The sequence below is a fragment of the Actinoplanes sp. NPDC000266 genome (assembly GCF_042899005.1).
Taxonomy (GTDB): domain Bacteria; phylum Actinomycetota; class Actinomycetes; order Mycobacteriales; family Micromonosporaceae; genus Actinoplanes.
Genome location: NZ_JBIAZI010000001.1, coordinates 345,009 through 364,473, shown reverse-complemented (window position 1 = coordinate 364,473; position 19,465 = coordinate 345,009). Strand labels below are relative to the sequence as shown.

Sequence of the window (19,465 nt, the reverse complement as noted above, 5' to 3'; positions counted from 1 at the left end):
AGCCGGCGCCCGGACCGACCGGCCCGGGCGCCACCGTCACCGCGGTCAGCGGACGAAGTCACCGCAGCTGTTGAATCCGATCGCATACCGCCGCGGTCCGGGACGATCATCGAACGTGCCCGGGCCACCCCACCGTTCTGGCCGGTACACACCGGAGGCGTCCGCTGTGAAGTGCCAGACCTCGCCGTCGGTCCTCATGTACACCTCGGGCCGGCCCTGCTCACCGAACAACAGCACCACACCACGATCCCCCGACTGGTGGAACAAGCCCTCCAAGTCGGCACCGGAATCGATCTTCCGTACACCCTCGAGCCCTTGATCCTTGAATCGCTTCCGAACCCACGCACCCGCCGGCGTCCGATCAGCGCCCTCCGCCGGATGCAAACGCAAGCCCTCCGGCGCCAAGTTGTCCGCCAGCACCGCCGGCAGATCACCGTCACTGCTCCCGACATCCAGCACCGCGGTCATCATCGCCACCGATTCCGGCAACACGTCGACATCGGACCCGTAAGCCCGCCCCCACAACAGTTGGGAAAACGCCTCCAGCTGGGTCGGCGTGAGCGCGGCCACATCCAGCGAGTCCGGATCAAAATCACCCAGAACATTCGGGCGATCGGATTTCACCCGATGATCCGGCATGCCCAGGGCATGCCAGAATTCATGCAATGCCTGGGCCGGGCCACCATTCGCCCGCAGATTGAACTGATTCATCGGCGCCGAATCGGGAACCACCGAGGCCACCCAGGTGGCATCCTCCTCCAGCTCGACCCGTTCCACCCGCAGAACGAGCCGGCTGCCATCCCGCAGAATGTTGCCGTCCGCCCGGTTGAAAGCATCCAGGCCGACCCGCAGGTCGGCAAAGACATTGTTCACCCAAACCCGCGACCGCGGCCCCTCGCCGGTCAACAACAACCGCACGGTCACCTCGGTCACCGCCCTGTTCCGCACCGTGAAACGCCGCACATCAAAACGCGCGACATAAACATTCGGATCGTGCGGGACCTGCCGCGTATGACTGACCACCTCGGCCTTGGCACCGGCCCGCGCCGCCTCGAACTTCCGGTCCACCTTCGGCACCGGATGGACAACCCGGCGCACCCCTGGCAAACGCCCGCGGATCGACATCGCGGGAACCGCCGGCGCCCATGCCAGCAACGCCCGGACGCCATCCTCATCGAGCGAAAGAACGGGTTCCGCGAGGGCGGCCGTGATGAGGTTTGGCGTCTGCATCTGCCAACCCGACTCCGACCGGGCGGCTCGATCCCCCAGCCGCCGAAATGTCCCGGGAACCCGTGGGAAGAGCAGATGCAGACCACGAGCGGCCGCCCGCACCGCCTGGAATCCCGGGTCCGCGACGTCCTCGGCCGGAAGGACAACGAACCCCTTCGTATCCCACCTTCCTGGCGCATTGGCGACCGTCTCGATCATCCTGATCAGTAAATCTGGTTCAACACCGTCGTTGACGATGAACACGGGGACCGGTGCGCCGGTCCGATCGGTCCAGACATCGTGACGAACGTACAAGTCCGTGCCGGCCGGAGCCGGGCGGAACCCACGGGGAAGGACGCGGAGCAGCGCCTCTCGTCCATGTGTCAAGAACGCCAGATCCCGAGCTCGGACGGCCGCGGGGTCAACCGCGAGCCCGTCTGAGGTCAGCAGTATCGGCTGGTCCGGACGGCCGGACCCGATGACCAGCAAAGAATCGTCAACCGAATCATCCAGCCCGGGCCCGACCAGAACCGGCGTGATCGCCCCCTCTTCCAGGCCGGCCAGAGAGTTGAGGTCACCGGACACGATCGCCGCCCCCCGCGCCGAGGCATAGTCCACGATGTCGCCACCGCCGGGTTCGACCTCGCCGGCAAGGCGCTCCAGGGCCCGTATCAAACGCCGCTGGCCGAGTTCCGCACTGTTCTCGCGTAGCACCCGCTCGACAGCACCACGGCTTTCCTGCGCGCTAGGTTGCGGACGGCGTGTCAAGTGACCAGCTTCGGAAAGGTAGGCGCCATCACTCAGGAGCGCGCGCAGGTCGACTACCCGGAGCCATCCATCGTCAGACGGCACAGCACCGACGTATCGAGCTTCGACACTTACCGGGACCGATCTTCGCTGAGGCTGCGACTCGGCCGGCCACAACGGGAGCAAGCCACGTGAGTCGGGCCCGAACACCTCGTCGACAGGTCCGGAGGACGGCGCTGAGGAGGCGATCGGTATCCGACCTCGGACAAGAGGATCGTCTGACAGCCGGTGTGCAGCCACTGCTCGCCGAACGCGCACGGCCGAGCCACCCAACCCCAATACTGTCGCACCCAGGTTCAAGTGAACCAGCGCTTCGGGGAGAGGGACGTCCGGAGCGCTCGGCTCGGCCATGACAGAGGCGAACTCCGCCGGGGTTCTGACGGATATCCCGAGCCCGTGAGTTTTGTACACGGTCCAGTTTCTTCTTCCGAACTCGTCAATCCGGTTTGTCAGCACATTGGCCGTCACCAGCAATCCTTCGACGAACGGCGTCACGTTGCCGGCCGGTTCGGGCTGCACCAGCACGACGATCGGCCGCCGAAAACGACGAGCCCGCGGCGGCAGCAAAGTCGAATACTCCACGGCGGTCATCGATTCTCCGTCGACTGTGAGCGCCTGCGGCGTGCGCTGACCGGGTTCGATACGCAGGCGGCCGATCACGTCAGGGGGCAGCTCGTCCAGGAAGGACCAGTCCACGACGGTACGATCCAGCGGCACGGCTTTCCAACGCTCGCCTTCGCTGCCGAGGGATCGGTTCACCCACACTGCCGTCCTCGCCGCCACACCATCGACCGGCCGCACCATCACGGCCCCGGCCGCCGGCATCTCGGGGATGGCCGAAAGATCGAGGACCTCGGCCCGCAATCCGGCGCCGATCTCGACCGGCACCGTCCAGCCCGGTCGATCCGGCACCAGGTTCCGCAGCACTCCGGGCGTCAGCCATGACCTGGCGGCGTCGATCGTCTCCACGAGGCCTGCTCCCGGGCGGACCATCACGTTCAGGACGCTGACATCCTGGTGAATCGGGCCGTGCGGCCGGACTTGCCTTGCCACTTCGGCCAGGAGAAGGTCTTTCACCACGTCGAACAAGTCGCCGGACGGCAAGTGCGGATCAGCGGTGTACCTCGCGATCCGAGAGCGCAACTCGACGATCGGATCCGGGAACGGAGGACGTTGTCTGATCATTGCCACCGCGGCACCGGGCGAGCTCACCTCGACCAGGCCATCGCCGTACCGCTCGACAACATGGAACGTCGACTGTCCGAGATATGAATCGTGGAGAACGAGTACGGTCCCCTCCAGCGCCAGCCGGCCGCTCATCACGCCACGAGCGGCCAGTGATTGCAACCGCTGCGCGAACGCCCGGCCCGCACCGGCATCCCCCGCCAGGTCAAGCTCCACGACCGATGAGGTGATCTGCGGGATCAGATCCTCCGGGGTGAAAGGTCTCAGAGGATCACCGATGACCGGCTGCCCGTGCTCGAAACGGGTCAGCCCGGATATCTTGTGGACGCCCCCACCGACAGCACCAGCATCCTCTTGGACGGCGGGCTCCGAGCCGCGCGTCAAGTGACCGGTCCTGGAGAGGTAGGCGCCCTCGTCCACGAGCGCGAGAGCGTCGATCACCCACAATGCGCCACCGTCCGCATCGACGTACGGCAGCTCGCCGACGTATCGGGCCTCAACGGTCACCGGGACCACTTTTCGACCAGCCGCCACCGGCTCGGCCGGCCACAGTCTGACCAGATCCGCCTCCTTACGGTCGAGCACGTCGTCGAGAGGCCCGAAAGAAGGCGCCGATTCCGGGACCACCATCCAGCCGTGTACCAAAGGGCCCGCGGAATACCGAGACGGGTCCAGAGCCCGCCGAATCCGCTTCCCTATATTCACGAAGCGGTCGAGCGCCGTACCAGTCTCCAGCGCTTCGAGCGCATCCCGAAGACTGATCGTCCGTGAGGGACCGGAGAGGATACCGGGGAGCTCGCCGAGTGATTCGATGCGCGAGATCTCTCTTTTTCTGACGAAGAACCAGCTTCTGTCCCCAGAATCGTCGACGCGATTGAACACCACGTTGGCGACCTGCCGCAAAGACTGAACGAAAGCCGAGAGGAGGAGGACGCCAGGCGAGGGATGCTGAAGTATGACGATCGGGCGCCGATCCCGATCTGGATCCGGAAGAGTGCCCCGATAAGAGATGGCATCAGTAGATCTGCCATCGACATCGAGCGCATCGTTGCGAAGTGTGCCGGGCTCGATGATCAGGCCGGATATCACGGCGGGATGCAGTTCGTCCAGGAAGGACCAGTCCAGCAGGTCTTGACGCAGTGGCACGGCCAGTAAACGCGTGGCATCCCCAGTCTCGTACCGGTTGACCCACACCCCGCCGACCGCCAAGCCGGGGACGGGACGGACCATCGAGGCGCTGAGCGCCGGCATGTCCTCGGTAGCCGGAACACTGATGACTTCGGCTCGCAACAGAGGTCCGATCTCGACCTCCACTGTTCGGCCCGGGACCGGCGGAAGCACCTCGCGTAACACGCCTGGCGTCAGCCACGACCGAGCAGCTTCGATCTCCTCCACCCGGCCGGCACCTCCACCGACCATGACGTTCAGCACGTCGACGCCATAGTGAACTGGCCCGGCAGCCTGGCCCAGCCGGCCGGCCGCCGTAAGAAGCAGATCTTTGCCCATGTCGAACAGATCGGCCGACAGCATCTGCGGGTGGCTGGTGTACCCGTCGATCCGGGCGCGCAACTCGGCGATCGGGTCCGGGTACGGAGGTCGTTGTCTGATCATCGCTACCGCGTCGCCGGCCGAATCCACCTCGACCAGACCGTCGCCGTACCGCTCGACAACGTGGAACATCGCCTGCCCGAGATCCGGATCGTAAAGAACGAGAGAGATTCCCTCCGGTGCCCGCCGGCCGGTCATCACGGCACGTTCGGCCAGTGACTGCAATCGCTGTGCGAACGCCCGGCTTGTATCGGCGTCGCCGGTCAGATGGAGTTCCACGACCGATGATCCGATCTCCCCTATCAGCTCATCTGCGGTGAGAACACTCGATGGACCGCCGATGACCGGCCGCGCCTGCTCGAGACGGCTCAGGCCCAGCACCTTGGAGACATCCCCTTCGGGATACCGGTGAACCTCGCCCTCGAAGATTGGCCAGAACCTCGCCCACTCCTCGACATCACGCTCGATCTCGGTCAGGCCTTCCGGAGTGCGCGCCTCGCCGTGAATCTGCTGAGCCAGCTCCGACTGCGGGCCGAAGTCCGTCTCCACCGTCGACCAGGCCACATCGACCCGGTCCAGGGGAAGGACCCGGCCGTGATCGTCGAGAAGCCGGATCTCGATCGCATCGGGGCTGTCCGGGGACTGGACCGCCACGGTTGAAGGCCCCGGCGCGTCGAACCCGAGATCGATCAACCCGGCGCCCATGATCTCGTGCAATGCGCCGGCAAGCCTTGCCTCTGCCTCTCGCATCAGGAACTGGCCGGCCGCGGGAGCGCGGTAGCTCGCCGTCAGCCAGTCCTCCTCGGGGCGTCGAACCAGTCGGCCGAGGATCTCGGCGGGTCTCGGCCGGAGCTCGAGGGGCGCGGGACCACCCATGGCGGAGAACAGCGCGGCCATCACAGCGAATTGGGAGAACCCCTCGACGAGGTCGGCCGACTCGAAGCGCGGGAAGCGGTCCCGGTGCTCCGGCCCGGGCGCCGTCGGCCAGATCGATCGGGCGAAGAGGGCTCTCATCTCGGCGCCGAACCGCTGAGCGACCGCACGCACCGCACCGGCCCCCGGTATCGAAGCCCAGACGACGTCCTGCCGCAGCAACCGGGGAAGCTCCGTCAGGGCAACCTTGACGTGGTCGGCGTGGCTGACGCCTCCTCGCAGCCCGACCCGGTGTCCCGCCACCAGATAGCGGAAGATGGCGTCGACCTTGTCACGGTCGACGAAACGCTTCCCGCCGGGACCGAGCGCCGGCCCCATCACGGCGGCGATCTCCGCCGGCAAGCGTTCGGCCTTTCCGGCCCCGTGAAGCTGCCGGTTCACGTCATCGGCCAACGCCCGGGCCTCCATGGACACCGGCTCGCGGCGACTCAACAGATCGGCCAGTGTGGTGAGCTGGGCCGGGCTGAGTGCCGCCGTGTCGAGGGCGCCCGTCAGGCCGAGGCCACGCAACCACTGCTCGGCGTACCCCGCTGGTGGGATGTTCGGCAACCAACGGTCCTGCCCCATGTCCTGATCCCTCGGGACCAGCGTCACCGGCACATGCGCGTCCTGGTCCGATGCGGCCTTCTCGACCCGGAAACGCAGCCGATCACCATCCAGCCGGTTGGCCGGGTCGGCGTTGTAGCGCTCGAGACCGGCCCGCAGAGCCGTGAGCTCACGGTGGCCTCCATCGGCGGTGAGGCCGTACGGATCGGTGATCAGCACCCGGGTGGTGATCTCGGTGATCCACTCACCGTTCACGGCGAACCGGCGCACCTCGAAACGCGGTGCCGGGGTGACGGGGACGAAGGGCTCCGCGCCGGCTCGGGCCCGGTCGAGATCCCCATCAGGCTCAGGGCCGGGATAGAGCTCCAGGTCGAGCGGCCACGTACGCCGAAGGGCCGATCCGCCGTGGCGGCGCGCCGCGTCCACGGAGCGCACGCCGGGGAAAGACCGGCCGGACACCGCGGGCAACAGCGGCCGCAGCGGGCGCCGGCCGGCGACGGTCTGGCCGGTCAGCGGCATGAGCTGAGCGTGCCCGCTGAGTAGCTCCACCTCGATGAGGCCGGTGACCACCCTGTCATGTCCCGAGGCTGAGGGACGTACGGTGATGGACCGGGCTTTCGCCAAGATGCCAACGGTGACCGGGCGGGGATGCAGGAACTTGCCGACCGCGGCCGCCACCTCGCTGTCGAACCTCGAACCCGGGCCGTTCAGGAACTCATGGATCGGCCCGTCCGGGCCGTTGACCAGTCCGTCGAGGACGTCGGACAGCGGCAGCACCGAGCGCAACGGCACGTGCTCGAAGCTGCCCGTCAGCGACGCCACGGCCTGCAGGAAGGCCAGGGTCGCCAAACCGCGCACTGCCGCTTTCTGCGAACCGTTCCGGTCCGGCCCCGATTTGGCGAACCTGTCGGCTGTCCTGGCGCCGAAACGCTTGGCCCTCGCCGCGAGCTGAACTCGGTGAAAGGTGACCGGCCCGGGCATCGTCGACTGGCGCGCGGCCAGCAACACCGGCAGATCGCTGGGGGCGACGGAGATGATGCCCTCATCGGCCGGGGCCGTCTGGCTGGTTGCCACCTCGCCGACAGAGTGCGCCCGGCCGGCGCCGGGCAGACGGGCTACATCACCGGTTCGCAGGACGGTCATGACGCCGTCGATCTCATCGCGCGACACGACGCGGGGATTGACGCTCCGCACTGTCGTGCGGGCCTCGAGGATCTCGCCGGGCGGCCACGGCGCCTCCGACTGTCCCCGCCGGCGGCGATTGACCTCGTCGATCAGTTGGTCATCTCCCCACGGCAACTCCGCGATCGTGGGCGAAGGGGGAATCACCGGTCCCTCCGGGTCGGACGATGCCCGGGCCGAGGTGGCCGCCCGCCGGCGGAGATCGACCTGCCCGAGGGCCAGGCCGGAGTCCAGCAGCAGCTCGAACCTGCCCGAATCGACGGTCTGCACCCATGATCCGTTCAGGTCCCGAACGATCGGATGTCGCGGATCATCGGTGCCGATGGCCACCCAGAGCTTCCGCCCCACCCGGATCGGGGTGATCGCGCCGGCCGCCAGAGACGACAGATGCGCCGGAGAGGCCACGGCGAAGCGGCTGTCGAGAGAGCCAGCGAGTTCTGCCAGCGACGCGCCGCCGTCCGGGGCCGAGATGCGGCCCAACTCCTGGAGCAGCACCGCCATCTTGTGGTCATCGGTCGACGCGCCCCCTTCGGCCAGGATGCTCGTGACCAGGTCATCGACGTCACCCGCATCCAGCAGCCCGGGTGTGGTGACGTGGCCGTCGCCGGCGATGACAGCCTCGTTCCGGATCAGTTCCCACGCGTCGACAAGGACGTAGAGGGCGTCGCCTTCGGCCACCGGCACGCCGACATGACGTCCAGGCACGATCAGCGGAATGTACGCGAAGCCTTCGCGACTCGTGGGCGGCAGTTCGCCGAGCCGCACGGGGACGACGCCGGCCGGATAGACCCCCACCAGGTCCGTGGCGGCCCGGAGGTCCCGGCCTTCGGGCCACGCGACCCACCCTTCGGTCGATCGCTCAGCGTCGAGGCTGCCGGCTTCCTCGGTACGGGTGTCAAGGCTCTCCGTGTTGGCGAACCGGCGGATCACTCGGGCGGCGTCGCTGCCGGCTGCCGGTTCCAGATATCCGCTCACGTAATCGGCGACCGCCTCGACGGCGTCAACGGGCTCGAGGAAGCTCCTTTCCAGAACGGCATCCAGAACGCCGTGGCCGAACGGAACGACATCGACCGGTTCTCCGCCTTCCCAGACCGACCACTCGCGGTACCCCCCGACCCGCTCCTGGAGCAACACCGTGGCCGACTGCGACAGATCGCGAACGAAGCCCTTGTCGTCGTTCTTCGGCGATTTGATCAACAGCACGAACGGCGGCCCAGCGGTAGCGGGCAGCCGTTCCAGATATTCGACGACGCTGAGACGCTCACCGCCCACCTCGAGGCGCCCCTCGCTGTGCTCGCCCGGCTCGATGCTGATCCGCTCGATCAGGATGCCCGGGAACTGGTCCAGAAGATGCCAGTCCGCTCCGAAAGGCGCCAGCGACACAGCGGTGTACCGGAACTCGTCGGCGCCCTCGGACGCGACCTGACGGTTCACCCACAGCCGGTATGCCTTCCTCTGGGCTTCCTGCACGGGCCGGACGATCGACGCGTGAATCGTGGGGGTCCGGCCGTTCAGGTCAGGCCGGCCGGAGTCGTCGCGGAACGCGCCCCCCGGCCGTCGCACCGTGCGAGCCTCCAGACCGGGCCCGATCTCGATCAGGACGCTGGGGTGTTCCGGGTCGCGCTCAACGACCGGCCGCACCACCTGGAATTGCAGCCAGGACCGGGCCGCCTCCACGATGTCGGCCGGAGTCGCGAACGGGGGAACGGGGACACGGACGAAACGGTCCGCCCTGATCTCCGGTCCTTCCGGCCGATCGGCGCCCCGCCTGATCTCACGTTCGTAGAGCGGCAGCGCAGGCCGCACCGACCGTTCGGCGAGCTCGAAAACCTCGGCGGAACTCAACATGCCCACGATGGCCCGGTGATCGACCCGCGCCTGCAACTCACTCGGCAGATCGATCGAGATCGGATCGCGGTCGAGCACGACCTGAACCGCCTCATTCATATCCGCCGACGCGCGCGTGCCGCGCCGGAGCGGTTCGACCACGTGCCAGGTCGTCTGGTGTGTGATGGCACCCAGTTTGGCCAGCACTGTGCCGCGGAAGGTCGTGCTGCCGAACAGCATCGCCCGGTCGAAATGATGCTGGAACTCCGCCACGAAGGAGTCGATCAATGCGGTTTCACCCGCCAGCCGGAGAACGAGGACCGTCGGCGGGTCGTCCTTGACGGGCGGACGCGACTCAGAGATCACGTGGTTGAGAAAGCCGTCGGCGTCCAGCGAAGCCGGCTGTGTTCCGGTCTCGACGGTCTCCCGAGCGGGGACGCCGATCAGAGGGTAGGTCGTGTCGCCACCGACGGAGGCGCTGACGACGAGGGAATCACCACGCCGCTTCATCGTGATCGTGCCGGTCCGGGTACTCCACAGTTCCCGTTGCAGGTCCAGGTGCTCCTGCAGAGCCTGGAGCTGGACATCGTCGCGCGCCTCGTCGTGGAGCATCCGGCCGTTGGCCGGGCCGCCCGGGCCGTAGATCGCCGCTACCGACGTGTACACCTGGTCGTCCTGCGCGATCACCTGGATCGGGTAGGCGCCACCCAGCATCTGGAGACGGATCACAGCGGGACCGTCGAGCGGAGCTGATCCGGCCGCCGTGGCGCCCGGTGGGGTCACCGTCGCCGGCAGGACGAACGACAGGTCCCGCGTTTCCGTGAGCGGGCCGATCCGCGAGATGGCGGAGGCCAACCGCGTCATGAACTCGGTCGCCGGGTCCTGCAGGAACAGGCGGGCGCCGCCGGCCCGGATACGAGCCGGCCCTTCGAACACCTCACCGGCGCCCGGATCCAGCTCGGCGATCACCTCGGACAACGGCCGCAGCGACCGCCACCGCAGGACCTGCACAAAGCCGGTCACCCGGGAGAACTCCTGGATGAAGGCCAGCATCGAAACCCCGGTCACCACCCTGACCGACTCGAGAACGTCGAACACCCACGCCTCATCGGGCGTGACCACTCCACCGACGAGGGCGCTCGCGTAGCGCTGAGCGATCCCGGCGGCAAAGGTCCGCGCGGCTTCGAGAACCGCGTGGACCGCGTCGAACTCAGCGCCCGCCCGGATCAGCGGTTCCCCGAGCAGATCATCGAGCTCGCTCAGAGGGATGGGGAACGATGGCTCGTCGACGCTCGCCGTCCCGCTCGTGGCTGTGATCGACTCCCTGATCTCATCGGGTACGTGGCGGCTCCGCATATGCGCGACGAAGCCGACGTACTTGATCCTGGAACGCCACCGCTGGAGATGCGCGACGCTGGAGACCGTCTCGTGAAGGGGATCGGCAGCCGGGCCCGATGGCAGGACCGAGAGGACCCGGAAGAAGTCCGGGGACTCGCGCAGGACCGGACGAGGACTCCCCTCGCCGTCGAGCAACTGCACCTCGACGGCGAGGGGACGCAGTGGAGTTCCGGCGGGTGTCAGGGAGGTCCGAGCCAGGATCAGTTCGCCGGGACGAACCAGCCGGCCGGGCAGCGCCGCCGACAACGCGAAAGCCAGCTCAACGAGAAATGATGTCTCTGGATCTTCGAGATAGATGCGTACGGCGCCGGCCCGGAAGCGGGCATCTTTCCGGAGCGCGTCGCCGGCCCCCGGGTCGAGCCCCGCGATCACCTCGAAGAGCGGGCGCACGGGGCGCACCGGCAGCAATCCGGCCAGCCCGGTCACATGCGCCGCTTCCTGCCGGAACGCCAGGGTTGCGATCGTTTGAACCATGCGGACCGAGGGCGTGTCCGAGAAATGCGAGAGGTCCACCGCGTCGGCAGGGGCGACCGCAGCGAGTACGCCGACGAAGTGCCTGGCTGTCCTCTGACCGAAATCGTCAGCGGATCTCGCCAGCCATTGCTGGACGGGACTCGGTTCGGCCGTGAGCCACGTCGTGTCACGCATCAACAGGTCGATGTTGGTCAATGACATGAATACCGATGACGGGCCGCTGTCGAGGTCCGCCGCCTGCCCTTCGGCCCAGGATCTACCTCCGTCGTTGTCACCGAGCTCCAACAGCTCCGCCGCCGCGGGCCATGTTTCGGCCAAACGCTCCAGACTTTGCCGGCCGACCCCGGTCCGAGCAGTCATGTGCAAGAACCAACCGACCTCGGACACGGCCGGACCGAACCGCTGCGCGACCGCCGACCAGGCGTCATCCTCTGCCGGCAACAATCCCGATCGGGACCTCCCGTCGAGCAGCTGTACGTCGATGGCGGTCGATTCAGACAGCTGATCCGGCGCGGCCGGGTCATCGAAAAGGCCCGTGGTTGTCGGGACGATGCTGTTCAGGTCCACCGACCGGCCCGGCAACGCCTCCGCGAGCGCTGCGGCGAGCTCCTCCCGGAACCCAGTCCGGGGGTCCTGCAGAAACATCCGAGCGCCGCCGGCACGCAGCCGAGCGGCACCGGTGAAGAAGTCTCCGGCCGCCGGATCAAGGTTGGCTATCAGTACGGCCAGTGAACGCGCCGGGCGTACCGGCAGGAGGTCGGCGATGCCGGTCAGGCGCGCCGCTTCCACGCGGAACGCCAGCCGCGCCAGGCGCCCGCTCACCTGAACCGACTCGACGTTCGCCAAGGCCGGAAGGTCCATGGGACGGACCGTGTCACCGACCAGACGGGCGGCCAGTTGCGCCGCCACCCGGTCGCCGAACCTGGACGCGGCCGCACCCAGCCAGACGTGGACGGGTGATTCCGCGGCCGCCATCCAGCCCGGCCGGTCCAGGAGGACGTCCAGGTCGGCCGGCGAAACGGCGACCGTCGGGAATGCTTCCGGCAGGTCCCGCCCGATGCCGGCGACCCAATCCGGGACATCGTCCGGTCCCGGGCCTTCGGCCAGGCTGGTCCAGGCGGTGGCCAACGCCTCCATCGACTGCTGAAACGTCTCGTCGCGGGCCTCGCGGTGAAGGTCGCGGGCGCGCACGTCCTCCGGCCCGAAGTCGGCGCTGATCCGCGCCCAGGCCGAGTGCTCCGCATCGAGGGGGCCGGGTTGGGGCTGCCCGCCGATCAGCACCACCTCGATCGCGGCCGGGGCGTCTTCGCCGGTCGGGGCTGTCCGGGCGAGGATCGGCCGGTGGCCGGGGCGCGGCAGGACCCGGGACAGGGCGGTGACGTCCACCGTCACATCTGCCCGGCGACTGAGCGCCGCCGCCAGCATCCCCAGGAAGGTTTCGGCGTGATCGCGCAGGTACAACCGCGCTCCGCCGGCGCGCCAGCGGGCTGCGCCCGTGAAGCCCTCTCCGGCGGCTGGATCGAGCCGCGCGATCACCACTGACAGCGGGAGCGCCGACCGGACGTGCGGCAGGTCGGGCCGGCCGGCCGCCTGGGACGCCGCGTCCAGGAAGATGAGCGTGGCCAGCGAACCGATGACTCGCACCGACTCCACGTACCGTAATCCGGACCCGCCGATCTGATCAGGCGCCACCCTGGCACCGACGAGAACCCCGGCGAACGCGGCGGCAGCTTCCCGTCCGAACTCGGCGCCGGCCCGAAGAAGGTCGGCCAGGTCCGGCCGGTCCTCGGCCGGGATCCAGCCGTGCTCGCGAACCAGCAGGGTGGCAAGCTCGCTCAGCGAAACCGAGACGGACTTCTGAGACCTCCAGGAGCCGGCGGCCGACGCACTCGCCCACCCGAGGATCTGTATGCGAAGTCCTCGGCGAGCCGCCTCGGTCCGCGCATCGCGGTGGGCCGACTCAGCGGCATGGGACCGATGGTCGACACCGTACAGAGCTTCGGCCGTCAGCCATGCCGGATCACGCGGTGCCAACGGCACGGCTCGGGCGTGGCCGGCCAGGAGCTCCACCTCGATGACGGCCAGCGGATCCGCCTGATGCTCCACCACCTCCTGCATGCCGATCGGTGCCGAGAGGTTCATGCCCAGCTCGATGAGATCGATCGGCCCGCCGCGTTCCAGGAATTCACCGACCGCCTCGGCCAGGGCGCTGTCGAACCAGCCATCGGACCGGGTCAGGAACTGACGGGCGCCACCGGCCCGATACGCAGCCTCTGTACCGTCGAGCTGATCGGCGTACGGGTCGAGGCTCCTCACCACCTGGGCAAGCGGCACCTTCGAGCGCAATGCCAGCTGTGCGAGACTTCCCGACGCCAGGGCCGCCGTTTCCTGGAAATACAGGTTCGCCATCCCGGCCAGCACACGACGCGCCTCGAACTCGGGAAAGCCGGGACGCCCCGCTTCCACCGATCGCCCGGTGAACTCTTCGGCGTGCCGGGCGACGACGACACTCGCGAAGTCGGCCGCGGCCGACGCGAGGGCCGAGCGACCTGCTCCCCCGCCGCTGACGGGTCGGTGAAGCGACGCCAGCAGATCGGCCAGTTCGACCATCGGGACGGTCAACGTGCGTTCGGGAGCCGCGGCCTCCGGCGTCGGTGAACGGAGGGTGCCGATGAGATCGTCGTCGCGGAGAAGGTCCGGTCCGGCCTGGTCGGGAACCACCACCTGGCCCGACCTCAGCAGAACAGCGACGTCGCCCATCGCGTGCAGATCGACAACACGGAACGAGCCGCGATCCCCCGTCCCCGGCCAGTCGGGACTGGCATAACGGGCGGGAACCGACATGAGCATACTGATCTGCCCCGGGGGAACCGGCACCGGATTCGTCGACCACAATGGCACCAGACCGGCCGCGTGATGGCCGAAGAGCTCGTGGACCCGTCCGGATCTCGGTGAGCCCGCACGCCTCGACACCCAGCCCTCGACGTGGGAGGACGCCGCAACGGGGGTGGTCGCCGAGAATCGCCGGATCTGCAGGGCAGCCTCGCTGTCCGGCCGGAGCGGCCGGCCCCACTGCAACTCCCGCAGCGCCTGGGCCAGATCGGGGCCGGAGCGGTTGCTTTGCGCCGCCAGGAACCGGCCGAACAGGTCCTGGGAAAGCGTTGTGCTCTGTGGGTCGCCGTTCGGGTAGACCCGCCACCGTCCGTTGTCGGTCCCGTCGTAGTCGATGACGAGGACTGTTGCCTTCTCGGCCAGGTCCTCGACGAATCGCAGGTCACGGCGTTCAGCCGGGAAGGGCGTCTGAAGGATCACGATCGGATGAGCGTCACCGGTGTCCGGCAGCCGCTCCCGATAGACCGGCGCGGACAGATCCTCGCCGTGAACGGTGAGCACGGCACCGACGTGCCGGCCCGGTTCGATGATCAGCCGGTCGATCACGTCGCCCGGCAGCGAGTCCAGAACACTCCAATCGGCGACGTCAGGGTCCAGAGGCACGGCCACCAGTCGCGGCGGTCCCACCTCGGCTGCGGCCCTGTACCGGTTGACCCACACGCCGGTCCCGCCGGGCCGGCCGGCCGCCGGCCGGACGATGGAGGCGCGAACCGCGTGGGCCCCGGCGACAGCGGGCAGGTGGACGATCTGAGCTCGCAGCCCCGGGTCGACACGGACCGCCACCGTGGGGCGGCCGGGCCCGGGGACGACCACCTCGCGGACCGTCCCGGCCCGTAACCACAATCGCACGGCGTCGACCACCTCGGCCGCGGTGGCGCCGTCACGGATCGGCACTCGCAGTTCGGTCTCCGCGGAGACCCCCGGGCGCTGATCGTCGGGCCAGGACCCGCTCGGCCCGCTCGGCCCCTTCCCGGCGGACACTTTTTCACCGAAGAGCCCGTGATGGGGCGCCGTGAGTGGCTCGAACCTCCACGCATCGGCCGGGTCCTTCTCGACCTGGGCGAAGCGACCGGGCGCGACCTGTTCGTAGCCGGACGCCGGTGGGAGCAATGACTGTTCCAGCGCCTCGAAGATCTCGGTCGTGGTCCGCTCAGGATGGTGGCTGTGCCCGTTGATCCGGGCGCGCAGCTCGGTCACCGGATCGATCAACCGGCCGCGAGCCTCGATGATGGTGGAGGCGGTGTCCAGATCCAGCGCGCGAACGAAGCCCTGACCGTGCCGATGGACCACCTGGAAGATGTCCTGGCCGGTGTTCGCGTCGAACAGGACGAGTACGACCCCCCAAGGAGCCGGCTCGCCGCGCAAGGCGTTGCTGTCAGCGAGATACTGCAGCTCCTGGGCGAAAGCCTTGCCGGAGCCGGCCGAGCCGGCCAGCCGGAGAACGACCCGCCGGTGGTCGCCGGTAAGCAGTCTCGCCGGGGTGAGACCCTGCTCACCCGCTCCGATGTAGGGCCGGCCCCCGCGCACCCCGCTCAACCCGGAAACGACCAGCGTCCTCCGCACCGTGCGTGACTCGACCGCGCCGTCGAGGAATGGCCTCCAATCCCTCCACGAGCCGAAGACCTTCTCGTATTCGCCCAGATCCATGCTCCGGGCCTGACCGTGGAGGTCCACGGCGAGCTGCGAGTCCGGTCCGAACTCGGCATTGACCGACGACCAAGCACTGTGCGTCAGCGCCAGCGGCACGAACCCGCGATCACCGTCGAGCAGTTGCAGATCGATGATGGGGGATGCACCACGATCGGCTGAGCCGACCGGGTTCGGGACCGGCGATCCCGGGCCGAACACTTCGGGTCCAGCGACGGCGGACTCGTCGATGAGAGTGAACAACGAGTTGAGCCTGGAGGCGAGTTGCCGAGAGAAATCGAGCTTGGGATCGAGCAGGAACCGGCCCGCCTCGCCGGCACGGAAACGCGCCGTGCGCCGGTCAGCGTCGGCCTGGCTCGCCAGCCCCAGGACGGCCTCGTACACCCCTGGCCGGACCGAGAACGGCAACGGTCCGACAACATCACTCACCGACGAGGCTCCGAGGAGGAAGGCCGCCGTGGCCAGCCCCTGAACCACCTCGGCGGATTCGATCCGTCGCAGCTGGTACATCTGGGCGGGGGCCGTCGGCATCCCGGACAGGGAGCTGATGAAGAGGGCCTTCATCTCGTTGCCGAACGACAACGCGAACTCTCGCGCCAGCAGACCATCTTCGGTATTGACCCGTGCCGACTTCCAGAGGAGGTCGGACCCGAACAATCGGGCAAGCTCGGTCAGAGCTACCGAGACGAACTTCTCCGATGCCGGCTCACGGAAGGCCCCGCTCGGGCCTGATCGGCTCGCGACCGGCACACCGTCATCGGCAGGCGCCGCGGCGGCGGACCCGCCGACCAGCCTGCCGACCTGACGGTTGCTGCGCAGATAGTCGCTGATCCGGATCGCCAGCTGAGTCACCCGGCTTCCGGCGATCAGAGGGTGCTGCCGCCGGGCGTCCAGAATCTCCCGGGTCGTGACCGGCCCGCGATCGCGGAGCCGCCAATTCACCTCGGCCACCAGAGCAGCCTCGTCATCGGACAATCCCGCCGGCGGCCGCGCACCGCGGTGCAGCGCATCCAGATGTGCCCAGGACAGAGCGCCCCGGTGATCGTCCCTGACCTCACGATCGAGACCCGACGTCCGCCACCCCGACGGCGAGATCAGGTGATCCCCGGTCTGTACCACCGGTTCCGGCCCGGCGGAAGTCAACGTCCCCAGACCGTAACCCCGGGCCACCGCTCGGAAGATCGTCAGCCGCGGATCGTCACCGGGCAGTCCCTCCACCACCACGAAGCCGGAAGTCGCCGTCACATCACGCAAACGGTCGATCAGGTCGGCCACGTCATCGACCGCGGCGTTCACCCGGACCACGGCAACGCCCCGTTCGACTGTCACCGGCTCGATCGCCGGGGGCGCCCAGCCCGAGGGCGTGACCGGGAGGACATCGGTCTCCACCACCGCACCGGGTTCCAGCCCGAGGATCCGGGCGCCGGCCCCGACCAGAGCCCGCACCGGACCGTCCATCACCGCCAGCGCCTGAACCTCGTCCGACGGCTGGTAGATCCGGGCTCCGGCCCGCCCGCCGACCGTCTCGACCACCGTCAGCCCGAACTGGGAGCGCTGCACCAGCAGCAGGTGCTCAGGATCGTCGGCGCGCTGCGCCCACACCAATGACACCGTGCCGTTCGGCAGCTCGAACAGGCTCCCGACCATGATCTGCCGCCACCGGCCCGAGAACTCCGTCGCCAGCGCCGGGGCAGTCCAATCCGTACGGGGCCGGCGCGCCACCCGCGCCATGCTCAGGACCTCACCGACCCGCTGGGCACTGTTGTCGCGTATCACCCCGCGTGGCAACGCCGCCAGCGCCGGCGCCAGCCACCTCTGCACCGCCCGCCGGAACAGCCCCTTCGACGCCTCCCGGACCAGCGCGTCCAGCGCCGCGTGACGTGCCCGGAGCTGGTCCAGCAGGTCCCGGAAATCGCCGACCGCATCCGGATCGGTCAGATCCCGCGACACCGCCTCTACCCGCTCCGGACCGTCCGGTGTGGTGTCGATCGCGGTGAGCAGCGCCGCGGCCAGGCGCGCGGTGGTGGCGGTCTCCTCGATGCCGGGACGGCCCTCACCCGCCAGCCACAACCCGACCTGCGGCAGATGCCATGACCCGACGGGCGGCTCGGCCGCCGAGGACCCGGGGACCGCTTGGCCGGGCGCGCCCCGGCCCGGCGCGAGCAACCCGTGGAGCATCGCCCTGGCGGTCGTCGGCGCATCGCCGACCATGACGGGCCTGTCCCACAGCGAACCGTCACTCGTCGGGCCGAGCCTTTCCGCCAGCACCACACGGATGAGACCCTCGTGGCTGGACGTGAAGCTGAGCACGTTCGGATCGGCCACCGCGATGAGGGCCGCCGCCGAGTCCCGGGCGTTGGCGATCGTGACGGGGGCGCCGGGATCAAGTACCCGCGCCACCGCCTCGTACGCCAACGCGACCAACCCGAGCAGGCCGGCGACCTGACTGTCGACGCCGGCGGCCTGGGCCACATCGGCATCGTCGACGTCGGCGCCGATGCGGTCGCGCTGGAAATGCGCGGCGACCGCGAAGGCCGACCGCACGGCCGGCGAATCCTCGCCCAGCACTTTCTCCAGGACGATATGGATGCCCGCGCCGAGGGGAACGCTGACGGCCGTTCCGGTGGTGACCTCCTCGATCGCGATCGTCGCCGGGAGGTCGGCCGGCTCGGCATCGAACATGGCGCCGAGCAGGGCACCGGCATCGACGCCCAGCGCGTCGAGGTGCTCAGCCACCTGATTCCGCAGTCCGGGAAGGTCACGGTGAACGGCGGCGGACGGCACCGTCAGGCCCTGTGCGACCGCGTCGGCCGCGCTCTCCGCCAGATGGACGGCGAGGCCTTCCGGCCTCATCGGCTCGGTGACAGCGTCGTCGACCAGCAACAAGCCCGTACGGTTGAAGTCCGCACCCCGCCGCCCGATGTCACCGGCGAAGATATGCCGGCTGGTCGCGCCGTAGAGCCGGCGAACCTGGCCAGGCATCGTCCGCCAGTCGCCAGTGACCGGGTCGCGGTGCAGATCGACGACCCACTCGACGCCACCCAACTCGGGACGGTGCAACCGCATCAGGGCCGACCACAACACGCCCGGACGCTCCGACGCGGCCAACGCCTTCTGCGACGTCACCAGGTCCAGCGTCTTCCCCGACGCCGTCAACCCCTCGGTGGCCGCTTCGTCGAGCAGGCGCAGGGTCTCAGCACGGTTCTCCGACGGCACCGGAGCTCCGGCCGGAAGCGGATCACCCTTCGCGTACGGGAAACTCTTCTGGCGCGCCCGGATCAGCTCATAACTCAGGGCGAAGTCGTGCGTCGGCGTCGGTTTCCCGTGGATGTCCCAGTGACCACCGTCGGTGATGGCGAGGGGCCCCTCCGACCGCAGCGTGGTCGACGCCTCGTAGACCCGAACCGGATGACCCGCTCCGGCCAGCGCCGCCTGCAGTTCCCGGCCCTGCTTGCCCGAGGTCAGCAGCGTGATCGAGTCAATCGGATCCCCCTCGCGCGTCAGTTCGTTCGTGAACTCCTCCATGCTCAGCAGGCGTCGCGCCAGTTCGGCACCGGTGTCGCGGTCATCCGCCCGGACCGGGAACGTTCGCCGGTCACCCGCCCACGGGCCGGTGACGTCGAGGTGCCGGCGACCGCTCTCCAACCTCGTCTTCGTCTGATCGCACTCGCGGAACCGGCCCGCCAGATCCGGCGAGATCGGGCGTCCGTCGAACGACAACCCGATGGCCCGGCCGCTCGGCTCGCGTGTCACCTCACCCCCCGCCGTCGGACGTGACGTGGTCGGATCCGATCCGAAGGTGCCGGTCACAGCGGTC

1 protein-coding gene is annotated in these 19,465 nt (G+C 68.7%); it reads right to left on the bottom strand.

Annotated elements, in window-relative coordinates; all coding sequences use genetic code 11:
• Positions 1-45: 45 nt before the first annotated feature.
• Positions 46-19,458 carry a hypothetical protein gene (locus ACFY36_RS01335; RefSeq protein ID WP_499743882.1) on the bottom strand — a complete coding sequence of 6,471 codons (19,413 nt, stop codon included), beginning with the start codon at positions 19,456-19,458 and terminating at the stop codon, positions 46-48.
• Between the last annotated feature and the right edge of the window lie 7 nt (positions 19,459-19,465).